The following is a 16,273-nucleotide window of genomic DNA, read 5'->3' as shown; positions in this document are numbered from 1 at the left end:
AAAGCTCAATAATATAAGATGAAAACTCGGTATAATCTCAAAAATAATCAACGAGTTGTCATCAATTATCCGGCCCGGCGACCACGTCGGGCTCCTCAGGGAGAGAGCATCATGGCCATCGCCATCATCCCGGCACGGGGCGGCAGCAAGCGCATTCCCCGCAAGAACATCCGTCCCTTCTGCGGCTTGCCCATGATTGCCTACGCCATTGAGGCGGCCAGAGACTCGGGCTGTTTCAGTCGTGTGGTGGTCTCCACCGATGACGAGGAGATTGCCAAGGTCGCTCGTCAACTGGGGGCGGAAGTGCCATTTTTGCGGCCAGCCAACCTCGCCGATGATCATACCGGCACCACCCCTGTGGTCATCGACACCATCCAGCGGCTCGACCAGCTCGGCATCCAGGCAGAGCACTACTGCTGCATCTATGCCACCGTGCCGCTGATCCAGGCCGCCGACCTGCGCGCCGCCCACGCTCGCCTGCTCGCCAGCCAGGCTCCCTTCGTCTACACGGTGGCCGAATTCGGCTTCCCGATCCAGCGGGCGGTGCGCATGGACGAACAGGGCCGGGTCACGCCGTTCTGGCCGGAGCAGATGGCGAAACGCTCCCAGGATCTGGAGCCCGCGTATCAGGATGCCGGCCAATTCTACTGGGGCAGTCGCGCGGCCTGGCTGGGAGGGATCAGCCCGGTGGGGGGAGAGGGGATTGGCCACATATTGCCGCGGCATAGGGTAGTCGACATCGACACGCCGGAAGATTGGCACCTGGCCGAACTGCTCTATCAAGTGCTGGCCCAAGATGACGTTTAAAGTTGCCTTCCGGCTCGACGCCGGCGCCGAAATAGGGCTGGGCCACCTGATGCGTTGCCTGGCCATCGCCGATCGGCTGCACGCCGCCGGGGCCGAGTGCCACTTCCTCTGCCACGATCTGCCGGCGCACCTGCTGTCACTGCTGCGGCCCCATCACCATCATCCCCTTGGCACGCTCGATGACGCTGGTGCCCTGCCTCGCCTGCAGCCCGATTGGCTGGTGTTCGATCACTACCAGATTGACCAGCGGCTCGAAACCCAGCTGGCCGCCCACTGCCGCCGTGTGCTGGTGATCGATGATCTGGCCGATCGACCGCACCACTGCCAGCTGCTGCTGGATCAGGGCCCCTTGCGCCGCGCCGCCGATTACCAGCCGCTCACCCCTGCCGATTGCCGGCTGCTGCTGGGCACCGACTATGCCCTGCTGCGCCCCGCCTATCGCCAGCTGGCACGTCAACATACAGACCGGTGGCAAAGGGGGCTTATCTGCTTTGGCGGCGCCGACCCGGCCGGCGCCTGCCTCATCACCCTCAACAGCCTGGCTAGGCTGCCCTGGGCCCGCACCATCCGCTGGACCCTGGTGGCGGGCGGCGCCAATCCCTTCTGGCCCGAGCTGGAGCAGAGAGTGGCCGAGCTGGCCGACCTTGACCTGGTGCTGCTGCGCCAGAGCGACCAGATGGCCGACCTGATGAGCCGGCACGACTTGGCCATCGGCGCCGCCGGCGGCATGACCTGGGAGCGGGCCTGTCTCGGCCTGCCGACCCTGGCGGTGCCCATCGTCGACAACCAGCAGTTCAACGACCAGGTGATCGCCCGCTTTCAGCTGGCCGAGCGGCTGACCCTGAGCGAACTGGCCGAGCCTGAGCGGCTGCTGCAGGCTCTGCAACGGCTTGAACAACAGTCAGACGACTACCGCCACCGTGGCCAGCAGCTGGTGGACGGGTTGGGGCTGGATCGGCTCACCGCCCGGTTGCTGCAACAATCGGATTATCAGCTGTTACCAGATGGCCGGCAGTGGCGCTTCCTTTGCGATAACCAGCCGCTGCTCACCCTGACGCTGAACGGCCGGCGGCTGACATGGCAGGCCACCCGGCCACTTCAGCCCACGGAGTGGCAAGAGCTGGCACATCGATTGCAGACAATTTTCTCCCAATTTCCCCTCTATCTTGCCGAGCCACCGCAGATAGCGCCCCCTGCCCCCTGGCAGCCGGCGCCGCAAGGCTGGCAACTTGGCACAGGAGTCTGAACACAGATGCAGATCGCCCATCAATCCATCGGCCCGGCGCAGGCTCCCTACGTGATCGCCGAGCTGTCGGCCAACCACAACGGCAACCTGGATCGCGCACTGGCCATCATGACCGCCGCCAAGGAGGCCGGGGCCAGTGCGGTCAAGCTACAAACCTACCGGCCCGACACCATCACCCTCAACAGCGACCGGCCCGAGTTCCAGATCCATGGCGGCTTGTGGGATGGCCACAACCTGTACGATCTCTACCAGTGGGCGCACACCCCCTGGGAGTGGCATCAGGCCCTGTTTGCCAAGGGGCGCGAGCTGGGGCTGACGGTCTTCAGCAGCCCGTTCGACTTCAGCGCGGTGGATCTGCTGGAATCCCTCGACTGCCCGGCCTACAAGATCGCCTCCTTCGAGCTGGTGGATCTTCCCCTCATCCGCTACGCCGCCCAGACCGGCAAGCCGCTCATCATGTCCACCGGCATGGCGAACGAGGCCGAGATCGCCGCCGCGGTCGAGATGGCGCTCAAGCACGGCAACGGCCAGCTGGCCCTGCTGCACTGCGTCAGCGGCTATCCGGCGCCGGCAGCCGAATACAACCTGCGCACCATCCCCATGTTGCGCCAGCGCTTCGGGGTCGAGGTGGGGCTCTCCGATCACACCCTGGGATCGGCCACGGCCATCGCCGCCACCGCGCTCGGGGCCACCCTCATCGAGAAGCACTTCACCCTGGCCCGCGCCGATGGCGGGCCGGATTGCGCCTTCTCCATGGAACCAGCCGAACTCACCGAGCTGGTAGCCTCGGTCAATACCGCCCATGCCGCCCTCGGGGTAGCCGATTACCAGCTAACCGCCAGTGAACAGGGCAACCGCGCGTTTCGCCGCTCCCTCTATCTGGTCAAGGAGATGGCCGCTGGCGAGGAGCTCACCGCAGCGCACATCAAATCGGTGCGCCCCGCCCTCGGCCTGCCCCCCGCCGATTACGATCGGCTCATCGGCAAGCGGGTCAACCGCAACCTGAGTGCCAATCAACCGCTGAGCTGGGAGTGGATAGACAACGATGAGTGATGATCTCTTCAACCAGCACGGCAGGCTCATCAGCCAGCGCTGGCCCGCCCTCTGGCCCCGCCTGTTGGCACAGGACGTGGAAAGCCTGCCGGCCGAGCTGACCGAGGGGCTCGGCTCCACCCTCAGTCTCCACGGCATCCAGCTCACCAGCCGGCACGATCGAGTGAAGGAAGCCGAGCTGCAGGCCGCCAGCCTGCCCGAGCAGCCGGTGCTGCACCTCTACGGCACCGGGCTCGGCGATCTGCCGCGCGCCCTGCTGGGGCGCAACAGCCTCAAGCGGCTGGAAGTGAAGATCATGAATGGCGCCCTGTTTGCCCTGGTGCTGCGGCTGCTGGACCAGCAGGACTGGCTGACTGACCCTAGGGTCGAGCTGATGATGGCCGGCGACGAGGGGGAGGTGCGACTGCCCTTCTTCGCCCTGCCGCCCGAACTGTTGCTAGTGGAAGATGCCGCCGCCCGCATCCGCGACCGGCTGGTGAGTGAAATAGACTTGCCGTTCGCCCGGGCCAGGTTCGATGCCGAGCACCCCGACGTCACTAGGCGGCTGGCCGAAAACCGCGATCTGCTGGCCGGCGACGGCGATGTGGCGTCCCTGTTTGGTCTGGCTCAGGGCAAGCAGGCCCTGATCGTGGCGAGCGGCCCGACCCTGCAGCACAACCTGGCCACCTTGCAGGCCCAGTTGCAGCGCCGTCGGCAGGACTACCTGCTGATCAGTGTCGATACCGCGCTGGCGTTTTTGCTTGGCCACGGCATCCGGCCCGACATCGTCGTCACCATAGATGACGCCATCGACGGCAACCGGCTGCCCGCCGCCCAGTCGGCCCAGACCACCCTGGTCTACTACCCCACGGTTCCCACGGCAGCCCTGCTGGCCTGGCAGGGGCCGCGCAAGACCGCCTACTCCCGCAGCCCCATGTATCAGCAGCTGCGGCAGACGCTCCCCAAGGGCGTGCTGCACTCGGGCGGCAGCGTCATTCATCCCGCCGTGGATCTCGCCGTGCAGATGGGTTGCCGCCAGGTCATCCTGCTGGGCACCGACTTCGCCTTTCCCGGCGAGCTCACCCACTCGGGCTGGGCCGACGGTGCCCTCGGCCCCAGCGCCGCGCTGGCACTCAGCTGGGCCCTCGACGGCCATGGCCGGCGGGTCAAGACCAATCCGAACTTTTCCGCCTACCGCACCGAGCTAGAGCGCTACATAGCGCGCCACCCCGAGGTGCAGTTCTGGAACTGCAGCCGGGAAGGGGCGGAGATCGCCGGCTGCCGCTATCACCCGGAGTACGTGCAATGAAAAACGGCCAGATCACCCGCATTACCGCCCTGGCGCACCAGTTTCGGCTGGGGCAGTCGGTCGCCGCGAGTCAGGCATTGCCGGAACTGCTGCAAGAGGTGCTTACCGAGCAGGGCAACCTGCCGCCCGGGCTGGTAGCCGCCCTGCTGCAGTGCCAGGAGCGCCAGGACTGGCTGGGACTGGCCGACTACCTCGAATATGAAGTGGTGCACTGCCTGTCGACCCCGGCCGGCGACACCACCACAGGAAACCATTGATGATCAAGGCCATTTCCAACGCCTCCGAGCAGTAGCTGTCACGCCGTCAGACCTTCAGCGAGTTGCTGCACGCCAGTCCGCTGCCCGCGGCCGAGCTGGTGATTACCCAGAGCCAGCCTATCTAGTGATCGAGTAGTCTGGTTGCGGGCTGAGACGACGCAGCAGCCCGGCATCCAGCAACATCCGCGCCAGCGGCTCCACCCGCCAGAACGGCGCCCCAATGGTCTCGGCGATCTCGAACAGGGTCAGCTTGCCGTCGCTGTAGGCCAGCAGATTCATCATCTCCCGCACCTGCCAGCCCGAATAGCGGGTCGACAAATCCGGATAGAGCCCCCGCTTGCCGAGCTGGGGTTCGCCCAGCACGGTGATCTCGCAGCGCTCGTCCCGCTCCAGACACTCGATGGCCCGGCGCAGCGCCATGAAGCCGCCAGTCAGACCGGCCGGCGTCACCAGTGAGAGGTCATCGAGCGAGGTGTGGTACTCGGCATAACAGCCGTATCGGCTGCGCATCACCGAGGTGACCGGCAGATCGATGCCGGGCGCACACAGCTGCCGCTCGTTGGAGCCCCGCTCCAGGAAGCTGTAGGCTTTGTAGCCCGGCGCAAGATGACCGAGCACATGGCGACCAATGCGATCCGCCAGCGTGTTGCCTTGGCGTGAGGGCAGGAAGGAGTAGCCACGATCATCGCCAAGGCAGGTCAGATTGAAGCCGGCCAGAGTGCGCTGCTTGAGCTGGTCCAGATGGCGGGAGAGATAGACGATGGCCCCCAGGGTTTCAGGCACCAGCATCAGCCGGTAGCTGTAGCGGCGTGTGGGCAGTGACGCCAGCCAGGCCATCAGAAAGACGCCGACACAGGGGCCGGAGAGCTCGTTGTTGGCCATGGAGGGGTGGCAGGTGTAGCTCGACAGCAGGATCTCCTGCTTGCTCTCCCCCGGCAGCACCCAGTCGCCATAGGTGAGCGAGCCCGGTGCCAGGGTGGCATCGATCACCACCTGATATTCCCCCTCCGGCAGCGCCTCACGCAGCCGATGGGGCAGACAGAAGCCCCAGCGGCGCTTGTAGTAGGAGGTCACATAGGGAATGGCGTCTGGCTGCTCGGGCAGAGAGTGAAGATGGGGCTGCAACTCGGCCAGCGAGAGGGTGCAGCGCACCGGCTCCGAGTAACCAACCAGATGCAGGTTGTGATCCTGGAAGTCCACCACCCTGCGTCCATCCGGCCCCACTATGTAGGCCTCCCGCACGTTCCACTCGTCAGGCACGGTCCAGTCGAAGCACTCGGTACCGCTGGCTACTTCATGAATCTGCAGCTCGGGCAGGCAGTGCTCGCGCCACAGGGCCAGCGACTGCCGTACCCCGTCCCCGGTCAGGCTGCGGTTGAGTGGAAATTGCAGGGTAAGCAGCCGATGCAGCTGTTCACCGATCTGTGCTTGGTCGTCCCAGTCGGTGGGCAGATAGCCGCTCTTGGGTGAAAAACTCATGGGGTGGGTGCCTCGATCAATTCGACAATGTGGCCAAGCGGGCTCAGGAAAAACTGGACGTGGGCGCCGCCAAACGCGATGGCCGGCTGGCTGGGCCCGAGGGGCAGGTGGCGCCGTGCGCGCAGCCGTTCAGCGCTCTCCTGCAGGCTGCTCACCCGATAGGCAAGGTGGTTGATGACGTTGCGCCGGGTCTTGAGCACCTGGGCGACCGGGCTCTCCTCGCCGGCCGGGGCGACCAGCTCGTAGCAGAGGCCATGGTCGTCATGCACGAACTGCACCCAGACCCGTTGCAGCGGATCTTCCACCGCCGCCGAGAAGCGGCTCAGCCCCAGCACGTCGCGGCAATAGGCCACACCGCTCGCCAGGTCCGGCACCACCAGTCCGATATGATCAAACTGCATGGGGTTCTCCTCCCGCCCGGATCAGGGCGTATGGGGCCGCCGCCAGCAATTCGCCGGCAGCCAAGATAAAGTCGCGGCACGACACCGCCCAGACCGGCACCCGCTGGCACAGCGTCTGGCGCCAGGCGCCCCGCTGCTGCAACAGGGCCACCAGCCGGGAGAGGTCGATTTCGCTGGCCAGCGACAGGTCGCGCACATAGTAATCCGCCAGCCACTCCCGCACGCGGCCATCGACGCGCACCCGGCCAGCAAACATCTTGTGATAGCGATAAGAGACAGCCAGCCGCTGCTCCACGTAGTGGGTGAAGGTGATGCGGTCGGGGTGGCAACCCAGCCCCAGCAGCCAGCCGTCCTGCTCCGCCAGCCAGCCGAACGGGCTCTCCTGACCGAAACAGTCGTGACACTCCCGCGCCACCAGTGCAGGCCCCTGCGGGCCGCTGATCGCCATGCTGAAGACGGGATCCCGCGTGCGCACTACCCCTTCACGCTGGCGGAACAGCTCCGTCATCAAGCCCACCTTGCTCGGAGTCTGCGCAGGGTCGAAGCACTCGTCCGCCATCGGGCTGTAACTGAAGGTCGGCACCAGCAGGTGCCCGCCCAGCCACTGCTCCAGGCATGTCCAGAAAGCCGCGATGCCTGCGGCGTTGCCCATGCCGGCAAACTGGGCCACCACCATGGCATCCGAGTGCACCATCAGGGCGCCGCCTCTGGGGATCCCCAGCTCGGTCAGCGCCTGCTCGAGCGCCTGTTTCACACGGCAACCCCTTTGCTCTGCAGGGCTTGCTGGATGTCGGCCAGGCTCTTCAACTCGGCCAGCTCCTGCGGCTCGAACCGCACGGCATAGTGCTGCTCGACCAGCAGCAGCAGGTTGAAGTGACCCAGAGAGTCCCACTCGGGAAAGCTGCCGAGGGCAGACTGTGCGTTGATACTGGCCTGGGGGAACTGCTGGTGTGCCAGCGCGATAAGGTCATTCATTGGCGTAGAACTCCAAAAACGGGAGAGAAAGAGAGCAGAGATCCAGACTGAGGAACAGCTCGTCCGCCAGCGGCAGCAACCCCGCTGGAGTGGTTATCGGCCGGGTGGGCAGGCTCGCCAGAAAATCCCGCGCCGGCTGGTTGCGGGTGGTGGCAATCAGGCTGATGACCAGCTCTGTCACGCCTTGCGCCCGCAGATGGTTTGCCAGTTGCGCCAGCAGCCAGTATTCAAAGCCGCGCCCCAGCACCCGGCAGCTGATGGCCAGGGTATCCAGCAGCGCCCTGCCCTCGTCGAGCGGGCGCACCACCAGCAGCGCCGTCATGCCGTGATCGGCGAATCGGTCTCGCAGGCTGGCCAGCCAGACGTCGCCCCCCTCACTGACCAGCCGGACCAGCTCCGCCGCCTGATAGCGGCGGCCGGAGAGGTTGAACTGATTGGTCTTCTGGCTGAGCTGTTCGGCTCGCAACTGGTGACCCGGGGAGAGCGGCTGCCAGTCGGCCTGCAGCGCCAATTGCCGCAGGAAGGCATGCTCGTCGCCCAGTTGCCGGCGCACCACTTCGGCCTCGGCCTGGGCCTGATAAGAGAGCTGCCGCAGGCCGTCATCCCGGCTCTGGTGGCGACTGCACAGGGCCGGCAGCGTCAGCAGGGCATCCGGCCAGCTCCAGAGATCGGCCGGCGGGGTCATCACCATCACCTCGGGGCAGTTGGCCTGCACCTCGGCCCGCTCCAGCTCGCTGTCATCCCAGAATACCAGGCTGTCCAGCCCGACATTGAGGCGCATGGCCAGCCGCCGCAGCCCCTGGGATTTTGGCTCCCAGCCAATTTCGGCAGCGGCGATCTGCGCCCGTGTCAGCACCATGCCCGGATGCTCGTCAAACAGCCGCCACACATCGTCCGCCAGATTCTTGGAGCAGAGCGCCAGCACTATGCCCTGCCCGTGCCAGTGGCTGGCTGCCTGCTGAAAGGCCTGGTAGAGCCGGCCCATGCCGTCCTGCCCCAGCAGAACGCCGCCGACACCGTCTTCGCCGACCACGCCGCCCCACAGGGTATTGTCGCAGTCGAGCACCAGCACCTTGTGGGCGGGTTGCTGCAACCGCTGCAGCAAGGGGAGAATCCACTGCGCCAGGCTGGCCAGACCGGCCATGGAGAAGGGGCAGGACATCAGATAGAGGTTGCGCCGATCGAAGCAGTGCTGGCGGCCATGCTGTTGCAGCCAGAGCGGCAGGTGCAAGTCATCCAAACCGGGTTGCTGCAGGCGCAGGCGAACCATCTGCTGCTCGAACGCACTGGCCAGCGCGGCGAGCACGGCAGGGGCCGGGCCATAGACACAGAGCGGGGCATGGCTGCAGGCCCCCACCAGCAGATGATCCTGCGGGCGGCGCTGCAGATGCTGCAACAGAGGCTGGCAGAGCGCGTCGACAAAGGCGGCGACCGCCAGCTGCTGCTCATCCTGCGCCAGACGGCCCCACTCCTGCAGGGTCCTGGCTGGCACCAGATCTTCCCACAGCCAGATGATGATGTGGGTCCCGGCCGCAGCCTCGGCGCTCTGGTGCATCAGGGTCTGCAACCACTGGCCGTGGGGGGCCACCTGCACTTCGCCGTATTCAGCCAGGGGTCGCCAGGCGAGATTGCCCGGCATCAAGAACGAACTGCCACTGAGATGAAGCATGGTCATGACCTTCCCCACTGCGCTACCGGAACCATCCCGGTGACCGACAAATGGGATGATCGTGTTTGATCTTCATGAAAAACAAAAGCTTTTTTGGCCGTATTCAGTAGTTGATGCTGACGTAGGGCACCTCGTCCACCTGCCACAGCTGCTTGAGGTAGACGGTCAGCACGAAGAAGAAGTTGGCCAGCAGGTTGGCGAACCGATAGAGAATGAGGTCGAAGCGCACCCCGCTCTCCTCCAGCCGCACCAGCAGCCGTACCACCTTCTTGCTGCCGCAGCGGCACAGATGCAGGGTCGGGATCGGCTGCGGCCCTTGCGGCAGCACGAAACCGGTGACCCGGCCGCGGCTCGCCTCGTTGTAGTGATCGTAACGCCCCTTCAGCCACGCCAGATCCTCCTCGAAGATGCCGAGCCTCCCGCGCACCGAGCCGTTGAGGTTGTAGATAAGCCGCTGCAGCGCCGCGAGATCCGCCTGCATGGGCGCAATCTCGGCCTCCTGAGCCAGGTGTGACAACACGGCGCCCACCTGGCAGCAGAGCTCGTCGGTGGCGATCTCGTAGTCACACTGGAACTGGGTTTCGAAGATGAAGGGGTAGCAAAGCTCGCGCTTGTCTCTGGGCTTTTTCGGGTTCATGGGCTGGCCGGATCGGGAAAAAGGCCAGTTTGCCAGCCCCCGCAGGAGCTGGCAAACGGCCGGTCATGGTCCTCGATTCGAAACGGTTCAGACGCTCTTGCTGCTGGCATCCGTCGCCGGCTGGAACTGGCCGATCATCCGCAGCGCATCCAGCATCCGCTGGTTGAAGCTGGTGAAGCTGCCCACCTGGGCCGGATCGCTCTGGCCACGAGCTGCCAGCACCGCCGGTGTCAGCGCCTGCTGCTGGGATGCCGGCAGCAGGGTATCCGCCTGCTGCTGCACCTGATCCAGCTTGGGCAGGTAGTCGGCCAGCGGCTTGAGCATCTCCTGCAGGGAGTGCGCCCCCTGATAGGTCTGGCTCAGCTTGAGGCTCTGCTTGAGTTTGAGCGAATAGGAGGCCAGCTGGCTGTCATCCAGCTTCAGCTCGCCCGCCTTCTTCAACAGGTCGTCGAAATTGCCGGAGAAGAAGTTGCCGGCCAGATCGTCGATCCCCTTGACCAGCTTGCCGATGGAGTCCATCTCCTCGCTGCTCAGGTTGCCCTCCAGCGAGAAGCTGAAGCTCTGACTCGACTTGAGGCTGAACTGGCTGCCGCTGTCATCCTTCTGGGACTTGGTCTGCCAGCTGTCGTTGAAGCGCAGCACCACCTTGTCGCCATCCTTGGTCTGGATCTCCAGCGAGCCCTGCTGGCGGCTGGCCATCTCGGCCTGGCCCATGTCGGTAGTGGAGACCTTGCCGAAGAACTCCTTCTCGAACTGATCGAGCCCCTCCTGGATCAGCTTGTAGCTCTGATCCATGCCAGTCTTGATGTCGGAATTGTCCGCCCAGTCGCCGAGCTGCTTCCTGGCGTCGCCAAAGCCCTTGTCCACCCCCTTGCGGGCCTGCTCCATCATGCCGGTCAGGCTGTCGTCCGACTTGCCGTCGGCCCGGGCAGCCCCCAGCCGCCCGGTGACAAACTGCAGTACGTTGTCGGCCACCGACTGGAAGTCGAACAGGGTATCCGGGGTCACCGCCTCCGGCTGATCCTGCGCCTTGGGCGCCTTGTAACCCTGGCCATTGATCTCCAGCGCGAACTGCAGCGCCTGCTGCACCAGCACCTGCGCCCATTTCGGCGCCTTGTGCAACGAGACTTCGTCCTCGTTGTTTACCGGCTTCGAGTCCGCCTGCTGGGGCGATTTGGGAGCAACACCCACTCCCTTGGGTTGGGCCGCGCCCACTCCGTCGATCTGCATAATGTGTCCTCCCACCATGCCTGTAGATCAGCTATCGGCCTGACTGCACACTTCTTGACCACAAAATACTGGACAATCTGCGGCGGCCTTTTAAAATCGGGCCCCTTTGGGTGGCTGCAGGCTTCCCCCGATTTCGACCCGGCCAGACCGGTGTGCATGTGAGGTAAATCATGACCCAATCCCAGCAGGTTTCCGCCGATCCGGCGCCCCTTCGAACCCCGGCCGACTATCAGGCCCAGCTCGACGAGAAGCGCGAGCGCCTCTGCGGGTTGTTTGCCGACTTCACCCTGCCTGCGCTGGAAGTGCACGCCTCCCCCGCCGAACACTACCGGATGCGCGCCGAGTTTCGCATCTGGCACGACGGTGACGACCTGTACCACTGCATGTATGCACCGGCCATCAAGGAGATCATCCGGGTCGACCAGTTCCCCACCGCCAGCCGCCTCATCAACCAGCTGATGCCGATGCTGCTGGAGGGGCTGCGCCCGCACCCCGTGCTGCGCCGCAAGCTGTTCCAGATCGACTACCTCTCGACCCAGTCAGGCCAGATCTGCATCAGCCTGCTCTACCATCGCAAGCTGGAGAGCGAGTGGCAGCAGGCCGCCGAAGCGCTGCAGGCCGACCTGCGGGCCAAGGGATTCGAGCTGCAGCTGATTGGCCGGGCCCACAAGCAGAAGATCTGCCTGGGGGAGGAGTTCGTCATCGAACGGTTGAATGTGCAGGGCCGCGAGCTGGTCTACAAGCAGGTGGAAAACAGCTTCACCCAGCCCAACGCCGCCATCAACGAACAGATGCTGGGCTGGGCGCTGGACGTGACCAAGGGGAGCGAGGGCGACCTGCTGGAGCTCTACTGCGGCAACGGCAACTTCTCCATCGCCCTGGCGCAGAACTTCCGCAAGGTGCTGGCCACCGAGATCGCCAAGCCGAGCGTGGACTCCGCCCAGTTCAACATCGCCGCCAACGGCGTCGACAACCTGATCATCCTGCGCATGTCAGCCGAGGAGTTCACCATGGCGATGCGCGGTGAGCGGGAGTTCAACCGCCTCAAGGGGGTGGATCTGGGCGCCTACCAGTGCAACACCATCTTCGTCGACCCGCCCCGGGCCGGCCTCGACGACGCCACCGTCAAGCTGGTGCAGGATTACGACAACATCCTCTACATCTCCTGCAACCCAGAGACCCTGCAGGCCAACATGGCGGTGCTCGGCGAAACCCACGAAATCGCCCGCTTCGCCCTGTTCGATCAGTTCCCCTGGACTCACCATATGGAAGCCGGCGTCTATCTCAAACGTAAGGCGAGCTGATGTCACAGGGGAGGCAGCTCCCACTCGACCAGCAAAACAAGACAGGGCCCGCGGGCCCTGTTTGATTATTTAACCCTGTGCATGGGGCGGCCGGAGCCGCTATGCTGGCGGCACGCGCATCCGCGCCACAGTCTGGGTGTCATGCCACCATGCAACGCATTCTTTTTGTTGAAGATGATCCCGAGATAGGCCAGCTCATCAGCAGCTGGCTGGCCCGCCACGACATGGAAGTGCTGCTGGAGCCGAGGGGCGATCGGGCGCTGGCCAGGGTCGAGGCCGAGCAGCCGGACCTGGTGCTGCTCGACATCATGCTGCCGGGTCAGGATGGTCTCTCCCTGTGCCGGGATCTGCGCCCGCGCTTTGCCGGCCCCATCGTCATGCTCACTTCGCTGGACAGCGACATGAACCAGATCCTGAGCCTGGAGCTGGGCGCCAACGACTACATCCTCAAGACCACGCCGCCCCCTGTGCTGCTGGCCCGGCTGCGGGTCCAGTTCCGCCAGCAGGGGCAACAGGCCCCGCAACCCGTGGTCGCCAGCACGCCTCCCCAGCGCCTGCAGTTTGGCCGGCTGCAGATCGACGGGCCGGGCCGGGACGTGCGCCTCGACGGCGACAGCATTCCGCTCTCCACCGCCGATTTCGATCTCCTGTGGGAGCTGGCCTGCCACGCCGGCCAGATCCTGGGACGGGAGGCGCTGTTTCGCAGCCTGCGCGGTCGCGACTACGACGGCCAGGATCGCAGCATGGACGTGGCCATCTCCCGCCTGCGCCGCAAGCTGGGGGACGACACCAGCAACCCGACCCGCATCAAGACGGTACGCCAGAAAGGCTACCTGCTGGTGCCCCAGGCCTGGGAATAAGCCCCGCCGAATGACCTTGATGCTCTCTGCTCCCTTCTCCCCTTGCGGGAGAAGGGTTGGGGATGAGGGGGCAGCAAGGCAATGCCCAGACGCAATCCAGGCAAGAGGAGAGCCCCCATGCGCCGCCTGTTCATCCAGTTCTATCTGCTGCTGATCGGCTGTTTCACCCTGGCCATCCTGCTGGTCGGCATGGTCTATCAGGTCACCGCCGAGCGGGCGGGAGATCGCTATCTGGAGCGGATGATGCAGGGCTCCCTCGGCCTGCTCACCGGCGAGCTGGCCCGCTTGCCGCCGGAGCACTGGCCCGCCCGCATGGCCGAGCAGAGCCGCCAGCTCACCCTGCCGCTGCAGATCGGCGCCCTCGCCAACCAGCCGCTGGCCAACGAGGATCAGGCCTTTCTGGAGGCCGGCAACATCGTCATCGTCGAGGAGGATGACACCTTCCTGCAGCGCATCCCGGGCACAGATCAGGTGCTGATCGTCGGCCCAGTCCCCTATCTCTCCTACCTGCACGAGCTGCACTGGGTCGATGTGGGGCTGCTGCTGGTCATCGGCCTCTCGCTGGGGCTGCCGATCCTGCTCTGGCTGCGCCCGCACTGGCGCGGCCTGCAACAGCTCGAACAGACCGCCCGCCGGGTCGGTGACGGCGATCTCTCCTGTCGCACCCGTTTGCCGCCCGGCAGCAGCCTGGGCCGGGTCGGCCGCACCTTCGACCAGATGACCGAGCAGCTGCAGGCCATGCTGGCCAGCCGCAAGCAGCTGACCGACGCCATCGCCCACGAGCTGCGCACCCCGCTGGTGCGGCTGCGCTACCGGCTCGCCATGCTGGATCCGGCACCCTCGGCCGAGGAGCAGCAGGGGCTGGAGCGGGATCTCGGCGCGCTGGACGCCCTCATCGAGGAGATGCTCACCTACGCCAGGCTCGATCGCCCCGAGCTGCCGCTGCAGTGCAGCGAGCTGGAGCTCGGCAGCTGGGCCGGCAGCCGCCTCGCCGACTGGCAGGCGCTGCGGCCGGACAAGCGGCTCGACTTCGTGCGCCCGGCCATGGCCCTGCCTTGGCGCGGCGATACGCGCCTGCTGGATCGGGCGCTGGAGAACCTCATCGGCAACGCCCTGCGCCACGCCGCCGGCCGGGTGACCCTCAGCATGGCGCGTCAGCAGGATCTCTATCTGCTGGAGGTGGCCGACGACGGCGCCGGCATCGATCCCGCGCTGGCGCCGCAGATCTTCGAGCCCTTCGTACGGCTGGATCAGAGCCGCGACCGACGCACCGGCGGTGCCGGGCTGGGGCTGGCCATCGTGCGCAGCATCGCCCGCCACCACGGCGGTGAGGTGCAACTGCTGCCAAGCAGCAGCGGTGCCCGTTTCTGCCTGATGCTGCCTGTACATTTGGATACAAACCGTCACCAGTCACTCACTGAACCGCAGGTCGAACAGCCCTAGGATGAAGTCATGGAGAAACGCTCCATGTCATCAACCCGAATGAGGAACTGGAATATGAACAAGCTGATCCCCCTGAGCCTGGCTGCTGTCTTCGCCCTGACCTCCGGCTTCACCATGGCTGCCACCCCGACCAAGGCTGCCGCTCCCCAGGCTACCCAGACCAAGGTCGTGAAAAAACACCACAAGGCTGCCCACGCCAAGGCGCCAGCCGTCAAGGTTGCTCCCAAGACCAAGTAATCGACCAACAAGCTTCCCGTAATAAAAAGGGGCCCCGACATGGGGCCCCTTCTGTTTTCTGCGCGCTTGCCCTGGCTCAGCCCAGCATGTAGTCCGCCGGCAGGGCGATGCGGGCCACCCCGGACTCCACCGCCGCCAGTGCCACGGCACGGGCGACGCGCGGCAGCAGACGGGCATCCATCGGCTTGGGAATGACGTAGTCCTTGCCGAAGGCCAGCTCGCTGACGCCGGCGGCGGTCAGCACCTCGGCCGGTACCGGCTCTTTGGCCAGACCACGGATCGCCTCGACCGCGGCGATCTTCATGGCATCGTTGATGCGGCTGGCACGAGCGTCGAGGGCGCCGCGGAAGATGAAGGGGAAGCAGAGCACGTTGTTGATCTGGTTCGGATAGTCGGAACGACCGGTACCCATGATGAGGTCACCGCGCACTGCGTGAGCCAGTGCGGGCTTGATCTCGGGATCCGGGTTGGAGCAGGCGAAGATCACCGGGTTGGGGGCCATCAGCGCCACCGCCTCGGCGGGCAGCACATCCGGGCCGGAGACACCGACGAACACGTCCGCCCCGTCGATCACCTCCATCAGGGTGCGCAGGGGGGTGTCATTGGCGAAGCGCTGCTTGTACTGGTTCAGATCGGTGCGAGCGCTGTGGATGACGCCCTGACGATCCAGCATGAAGATGTTGTGGGGCTTGGCGCCACACTTGATCAGCAGGTCCATGCAAGCGGTAGCGGCAGCCCCGGCGCCCATGCAGACGATGCGGCTGTCGCCAATCTGCTTGCCCTGCACTTCCAGCGCGTTGAGCAGGCCGGCGGCGGTGACGATGGCGGTACCGTGCTGATCATCGTGGAACACCGGGATGTCGCAGCGCTCGATCAGCGCCTGCTCGATCTCGAAGCACTCGGGGGCCTTGATGTCTTCCAGGTTGATGCCGCCGAAGGTGTCGGCGATGGCGGCGACCGTGTCGATGAACTGCGCGCTGGTCTCGTGCTTCACTTCGATGTCGATGGCGTCGATGCCGGCAAAGCGCTTGAACAGCAGGGCCTTGCCCTCCATCACCGGCTTGGAGGCCAGTGGACCCAGATTGCCCAGCCCCAGAATGGCGGTGCCGTTGGAGATGACGGCCACCAGGTTGCCCTTGCCGGTGTAGCGGTAGGCATCGGCCGGGTTGGCGGCGATCTCGCGCACCGGCTCGGCGACGCCCGGGCTGTAGGCCAGCGCCAGATCGCGGGCGGTCTCGGCGGGCTTGGTGAGGGCGATGGCGATTTTGCCCGGCACGGGCTGGGCGTGGTAATCGAGTGCTTGTTGACGAAGATCGTGACGCTGATCGGACATGGGGGACCCCGATACGGTAGTGAATTGAGTGGTGCATTGGCTCGCCCACGGGCG

Annotated in this window: 17 protein-coding genes; 9 read left to right on the top strand and 8 right to left on the bottom strand. The window is 65.4% G+C overall.

Translation table 11 applies throughout. The features are described from left to right. Window positions 1-111: 111 nt before the first annotated feature. Genes pseF through ACPW75_RS21795 form a run of 5 tightly spaced genes read left to right on the top strand, consistent with a single transcriptional unit; the run spans window position 112 to window position 4,651 of the window. Complete coding sequence (gene pseF, locus ACPW75_RS21815) at window positions 112-807, top strand: pseudaminic acid cytidylyltransferase (RefSeq protein WP_077096300.1); 696 nt, start codon at window positions 112-114, stop codon at window positions 805-807. Further along, window positions 797-2,053 carry a UDP-2,4-diacetamido-2,4,6-trideoxy-beta-L-altropyranose hydrolase gene (pseG, locus tag ACPW75_RS21810; protein ID WP_077096299.1) on the top strand — a complete coding sequence of 419 codons (1,257 nt, stop codon included), beginning with the start codon at window positions 797-799 and terminating at the stop codon, window positions 2,051-2,053. Before pseF ends, pseG begins: the two co-directional genes overlap by 11 nt. Window positions 2,054-2,059: 6 nt before the next feature. Next, a complete protein-coding gene (pseI, locus tag ACPW75_RS21805; RefSeq protein WP_077096298.1) occupies window positions 2,060-3,106 on the top strand; it encodes a pseudaminic acid synthase in 1,047 nt (348 codons plus the stop codon). Further along, a complete protein-coding gene (locus ACPW75_RS21800; RefSeq protein WP_077096297.1) occupies window positions 3,099-4,394 on the top strand; it encodes a motility associated factor glycosyltransferase family protein in 1,296 nt (431 codons plus the stop codon). The genes pseI and ACPW75_RS21800 overlap by 8 nt, the downstream gene beginning before the upstream one ends. Beyond that, entirely contained in the window at window positions 4,391-4,651 is a 261-nt protein-coding gene (locus tag ACPW75_RS21795) for a hypothetical protein (protein WP_077096296.1), read from the top strand. The genes ACPW75_RS21800 and ACPW75_RS21795 overlap by 4 nt, the downstream gene beginning before the upstream one ends. A gap of 117 nt (window positions 4,652-4,768) precedes the next feature. Here ACPW75_RS21795 and ACPW75_RS21790 read toward each other — a convergent pair whose 3' ends face one another. From ACPW75_RS21790 to ACPW75_RS21760, 7 genes are all read right to left on the bottom strand, one after another. Further along, window positions 4,769-6,130 (bottom strand): DUF4910 domain-containing protein, encoded by a 1,362-nt coding sequence (locus ACPW75_RS21790; protein WP_077096295.1) that lies wholly within the window; start codon window positions 6,128-6,130, stop codon window positions 4,769-4,771. Beyond that, the gene (locus ACPW75_RS21785) at window positions 6,127-6,531 is read right to left on the bottom strand and encodes a VOC family protein (protein ID WP_077096294.1); all 405 of its coding nucleotides are present in this window, start codon (window positions 6,529-6,531) and stop codon (window positions 6,127-6,129) included. The genes ACPW75_RS21790 and ACPW75_RS21785 overlap by 4 nt, the downstream gene beginning before the upstream one ends. Then, window positions 6,521-7,285, bottom strand: coding sequence for an AAC(3) family N-acetyltransferase (locus ACPW75_RS21780; protein WP_042879827.1), 765 nt, complete (start codon window positions 7,283-7,285; stop codon window positions 6,521-6,523). Before ACPW75_RS21780 ends, ACPW75_RS21785 begins: the two co-directional genes overlap by 11 nt. Further along, on the bottom strand, window positions 7,282-7,506 hold the full coding sequence (locus tag ACPW75_RS21775) for an acyl carrier protein (RefSeq protein ID WP_005306755.1): 225 nt from the start codon (window positions 7,504-7,506) through the stop codon (window positions 7,282-7,284). The genes ACPW75_RS21780 and ACPW75_RS21775 overlap by 4 nt, the downstream gene beginning before the upstream one ends. Then, on the bottom strand, window positions 7,499-9,181 hold the full coding sequence (locus ACPW75_RS21770; protein WP_179101423.1) for an HAD-IIIC family phosphatase: 1,683 nt from the start codon (window positions 9,179-9,181) through the stop codon (window positions 7,499-7,501). The genes ACPW75_RS21775 and ACPW75_RS21770 overlap by 8 nt, the downstream gene beginning before the upstream one ends. Window positions 9,182-9,278: 97 nt before the next feature. Then, window positions 9,279-9,812: an ATP--cob(I)alamin adenosyltransferase gene (locus tag ACPW75_RS21765; protein WP_077096293.1), complete on the bottom strand. Its 534-nt coding sequence runs from the start codon at window positions 9,810-9,812 to the stop codon at window positions 9,279-9,281. An 87-nt stretch (window positions 9,813-9,899) separates the two neighbouring features. Further along, window positions 9,900-11,042, bottom strand: a complete 1,143-nt coding sequence (locus ACPW75_RS21760; protein WP_077096292.1) for a DUF5610 domain-containing protein — start codon at window positions 11,040-11,042, stop codon at window positions 9,900-9,902. A gap of 170 nt (window positions 11,043-11,212) precedes the next feature. Between ACPW75_RS21760 and trmA the strand changes: the two genes are divergently transcribed. From trmA to ACPW75_RS21740, 4 genes are all read left to right on the top strand, one after another. Beyond that, on the top strand, window positions 11,213-12,346 hold the full coding sequence (gene trmA / locus ACPW75_RS21755; protein WP_425904363.1) for a tRNA (uridine(54)-C5)-methyltransferase TrmA: 1,134 nt from the start codon (window positions 11,213-11,215) through the stop codon (window positions 12,344-12,346). A gap of 149 nt (window positions 12,347-12,495) precedes the next feature. Beyond that, entirely contained in the window at window positions 12,496-13,206 is a 711-nt protein-coding gene (gene rstA / locus ACPW75_RS21750) for a two-component system response regulator RstA (protein WP_026140869.1), read from the top strand. Window positions 13,207-13,323: 117 nt separating this feature from the next. After that, window positions 13,324-14,649: a two-component system sensor histidine kinase RstB gene (gene rstB / locus ACPW75_RS21745; protein ID WP_017409702.1), complete on the top strand. Its 1,326-nt coding sequence runs from the start codon at window positions 13,324-13,326 to the stop codon at window positions 14,647-14,649. A 54-nt stretch (window positions 14,650-14,703) separates the two neighbouring features. Beyond that, window positions 14,704-14,886 carry a hypothetical protein gene (locus tag ACPW75_RS21740; RefSeq protein ID WP_010635722.1) on the top strand — a complete coding sequence of 61 codons (183 nt, stop codon included), beginning with the start codon at window positions 14,704-14,706 and terminating at the stop codon, window positions 14,884-14,886. Window positions 14,887-14,962: 76 nt separating this feature from the next. Here the strand turns inward: ACPW75_RS21740 and ACPW75_RS21735 are convergent, their stop codons facing one another. After that, window positions 14,963-16,219 (bottom strand): malic enzyme-like NAD(P)-binding protein, encoded by a 1,257-nt coding sequence (locus tag ACPW75_RS21735; protein ID WP_077096289.1) that lies wholly within the window; start codon window positions 16,217-16,219, stop codon window positions 14,963-14,965. Between the last annotated feature and the right edge of the window lie 54 nt (window positions 16,220-16,273).

Origin of the sequence: Aeromonas sp. FL131 (genome assembly GCF_049860615.1) — a bacterium.
Classification (GTDB): domain Bacteria; phylum Pseudomonadota; class Gammaproteobacteria; order Enterobacterales; family Aeromonadaceae; genus Aeromonas; species Aeromonas hydrophila.
This window is presented reverse-complemented; position numbering and strand designations above follow the sequence as displayed.

Coding starts and splice junctions, on each gene's coding strand:
- pseF (WP_077096300.1), top strand. CDS start 112: ATGGCCATCGCCATCATCCCGGCACGGGGCGGCAGCAAGCGCATTCCC.
- pseG (WP_077096299.1), top strand. CDS start 797: ATGACGTTTAAAGTTGCCTTCCGGCTCGACGCCGGCGCCGAAATAGGG.
- pseI (WP_077096298.1), top strand. CDS start 2,060: ATGCAGATCGCCCATCAATCCATCGGCCCGGCGCAGGCTCCCTACGTG.
- ACPW75_RS21800 (WP_077096297.1), top strand. CDS start 3,099: ATGAGTGATGATCTCTTCAACCAGCACGGCAGGCTCATCAGCCAGCGC.
- ACPW75_RS21795 (WP_077096296.1), top strand. CDS start 4,391: ATGAAAAACGGCCAGATCACCCGCATTACCGCCCTGGCGCACCAGTTT.
- ACPW75_RS21790 (WP_077096295.1), bottom strand. CDS start 6,130: ATGAGTTTTTCACCCAAGAGCGGCTATCTGCCCACCGACTGGGACGAC.
- ACPW75_RS21785 (WP_077096294.1), bottom strand. CDS start 6,531: ATGCAGTTTGATCATATCGGACTGGTGGTGCCGGACCTGGCGAGCGGT.
- ACPW75_RS21775 (WP_005306755.1), bottom strand. CDS start 7,506: ATGAATGACCTTATCGCGCTGGCACACCAGCAGTTCCCCCAGGCCAGT.
- ACPW75_RS21770 (WP_179101423.1), bottom strand. CDS start 9,181: ATGACCATGCTTCATCTCAGTGGCAGTTCGTTCTTGATGCCGGGCAAT.
- ACPW75_RS21765 (WP_077096293.1), bottom strand. CDS start 9,812: ATGAACCCGAAAAAGCCCAGAGACAAGCGCGAGCTTTGCTACCCCTTC.
- ACPW75_RS21760 (WP_077096292.1), bottom strand. CDS start 11,042: ATGCAGATCGACGGAGTGGGCGCGGCCCAACCCAAGGGAGTGGGTGTT.
- trmA (WP_425904363.1), top strand. CDS start 11,213: ATGACCCAATCCCAGCAGGTTTCCGCCGATCCGGCGCCCCTTCGAACC.
- rstA (WP_026140869.1), top strand. CDS start 12,496: ATGCAACGCATTCTTTTTGTTGAAGATGATCCCGAGATAGGCCAGCTC.
- rstB (WP_017409702.1), top strand. CDS start 13,324: ATGCGCCGCCTGTTCATCCAGTTCTATCTGCTGCTGATCGGCTGTTTC.
- ACPW75_RS21740 (WP_010635722.1), top strand. CDS start 14,704: ATGAACAAGCTGATCCCCCTGAGCCTGGCTGCTGTCTTCGCCCTGACC.
- ACPW75_RS21735 (WP_077096289.1), bottom strand. CDS start 16,219: ATGTCCGATCAGCGTCACGATCTTCGTCAACAAGCACTCGATTACCAC.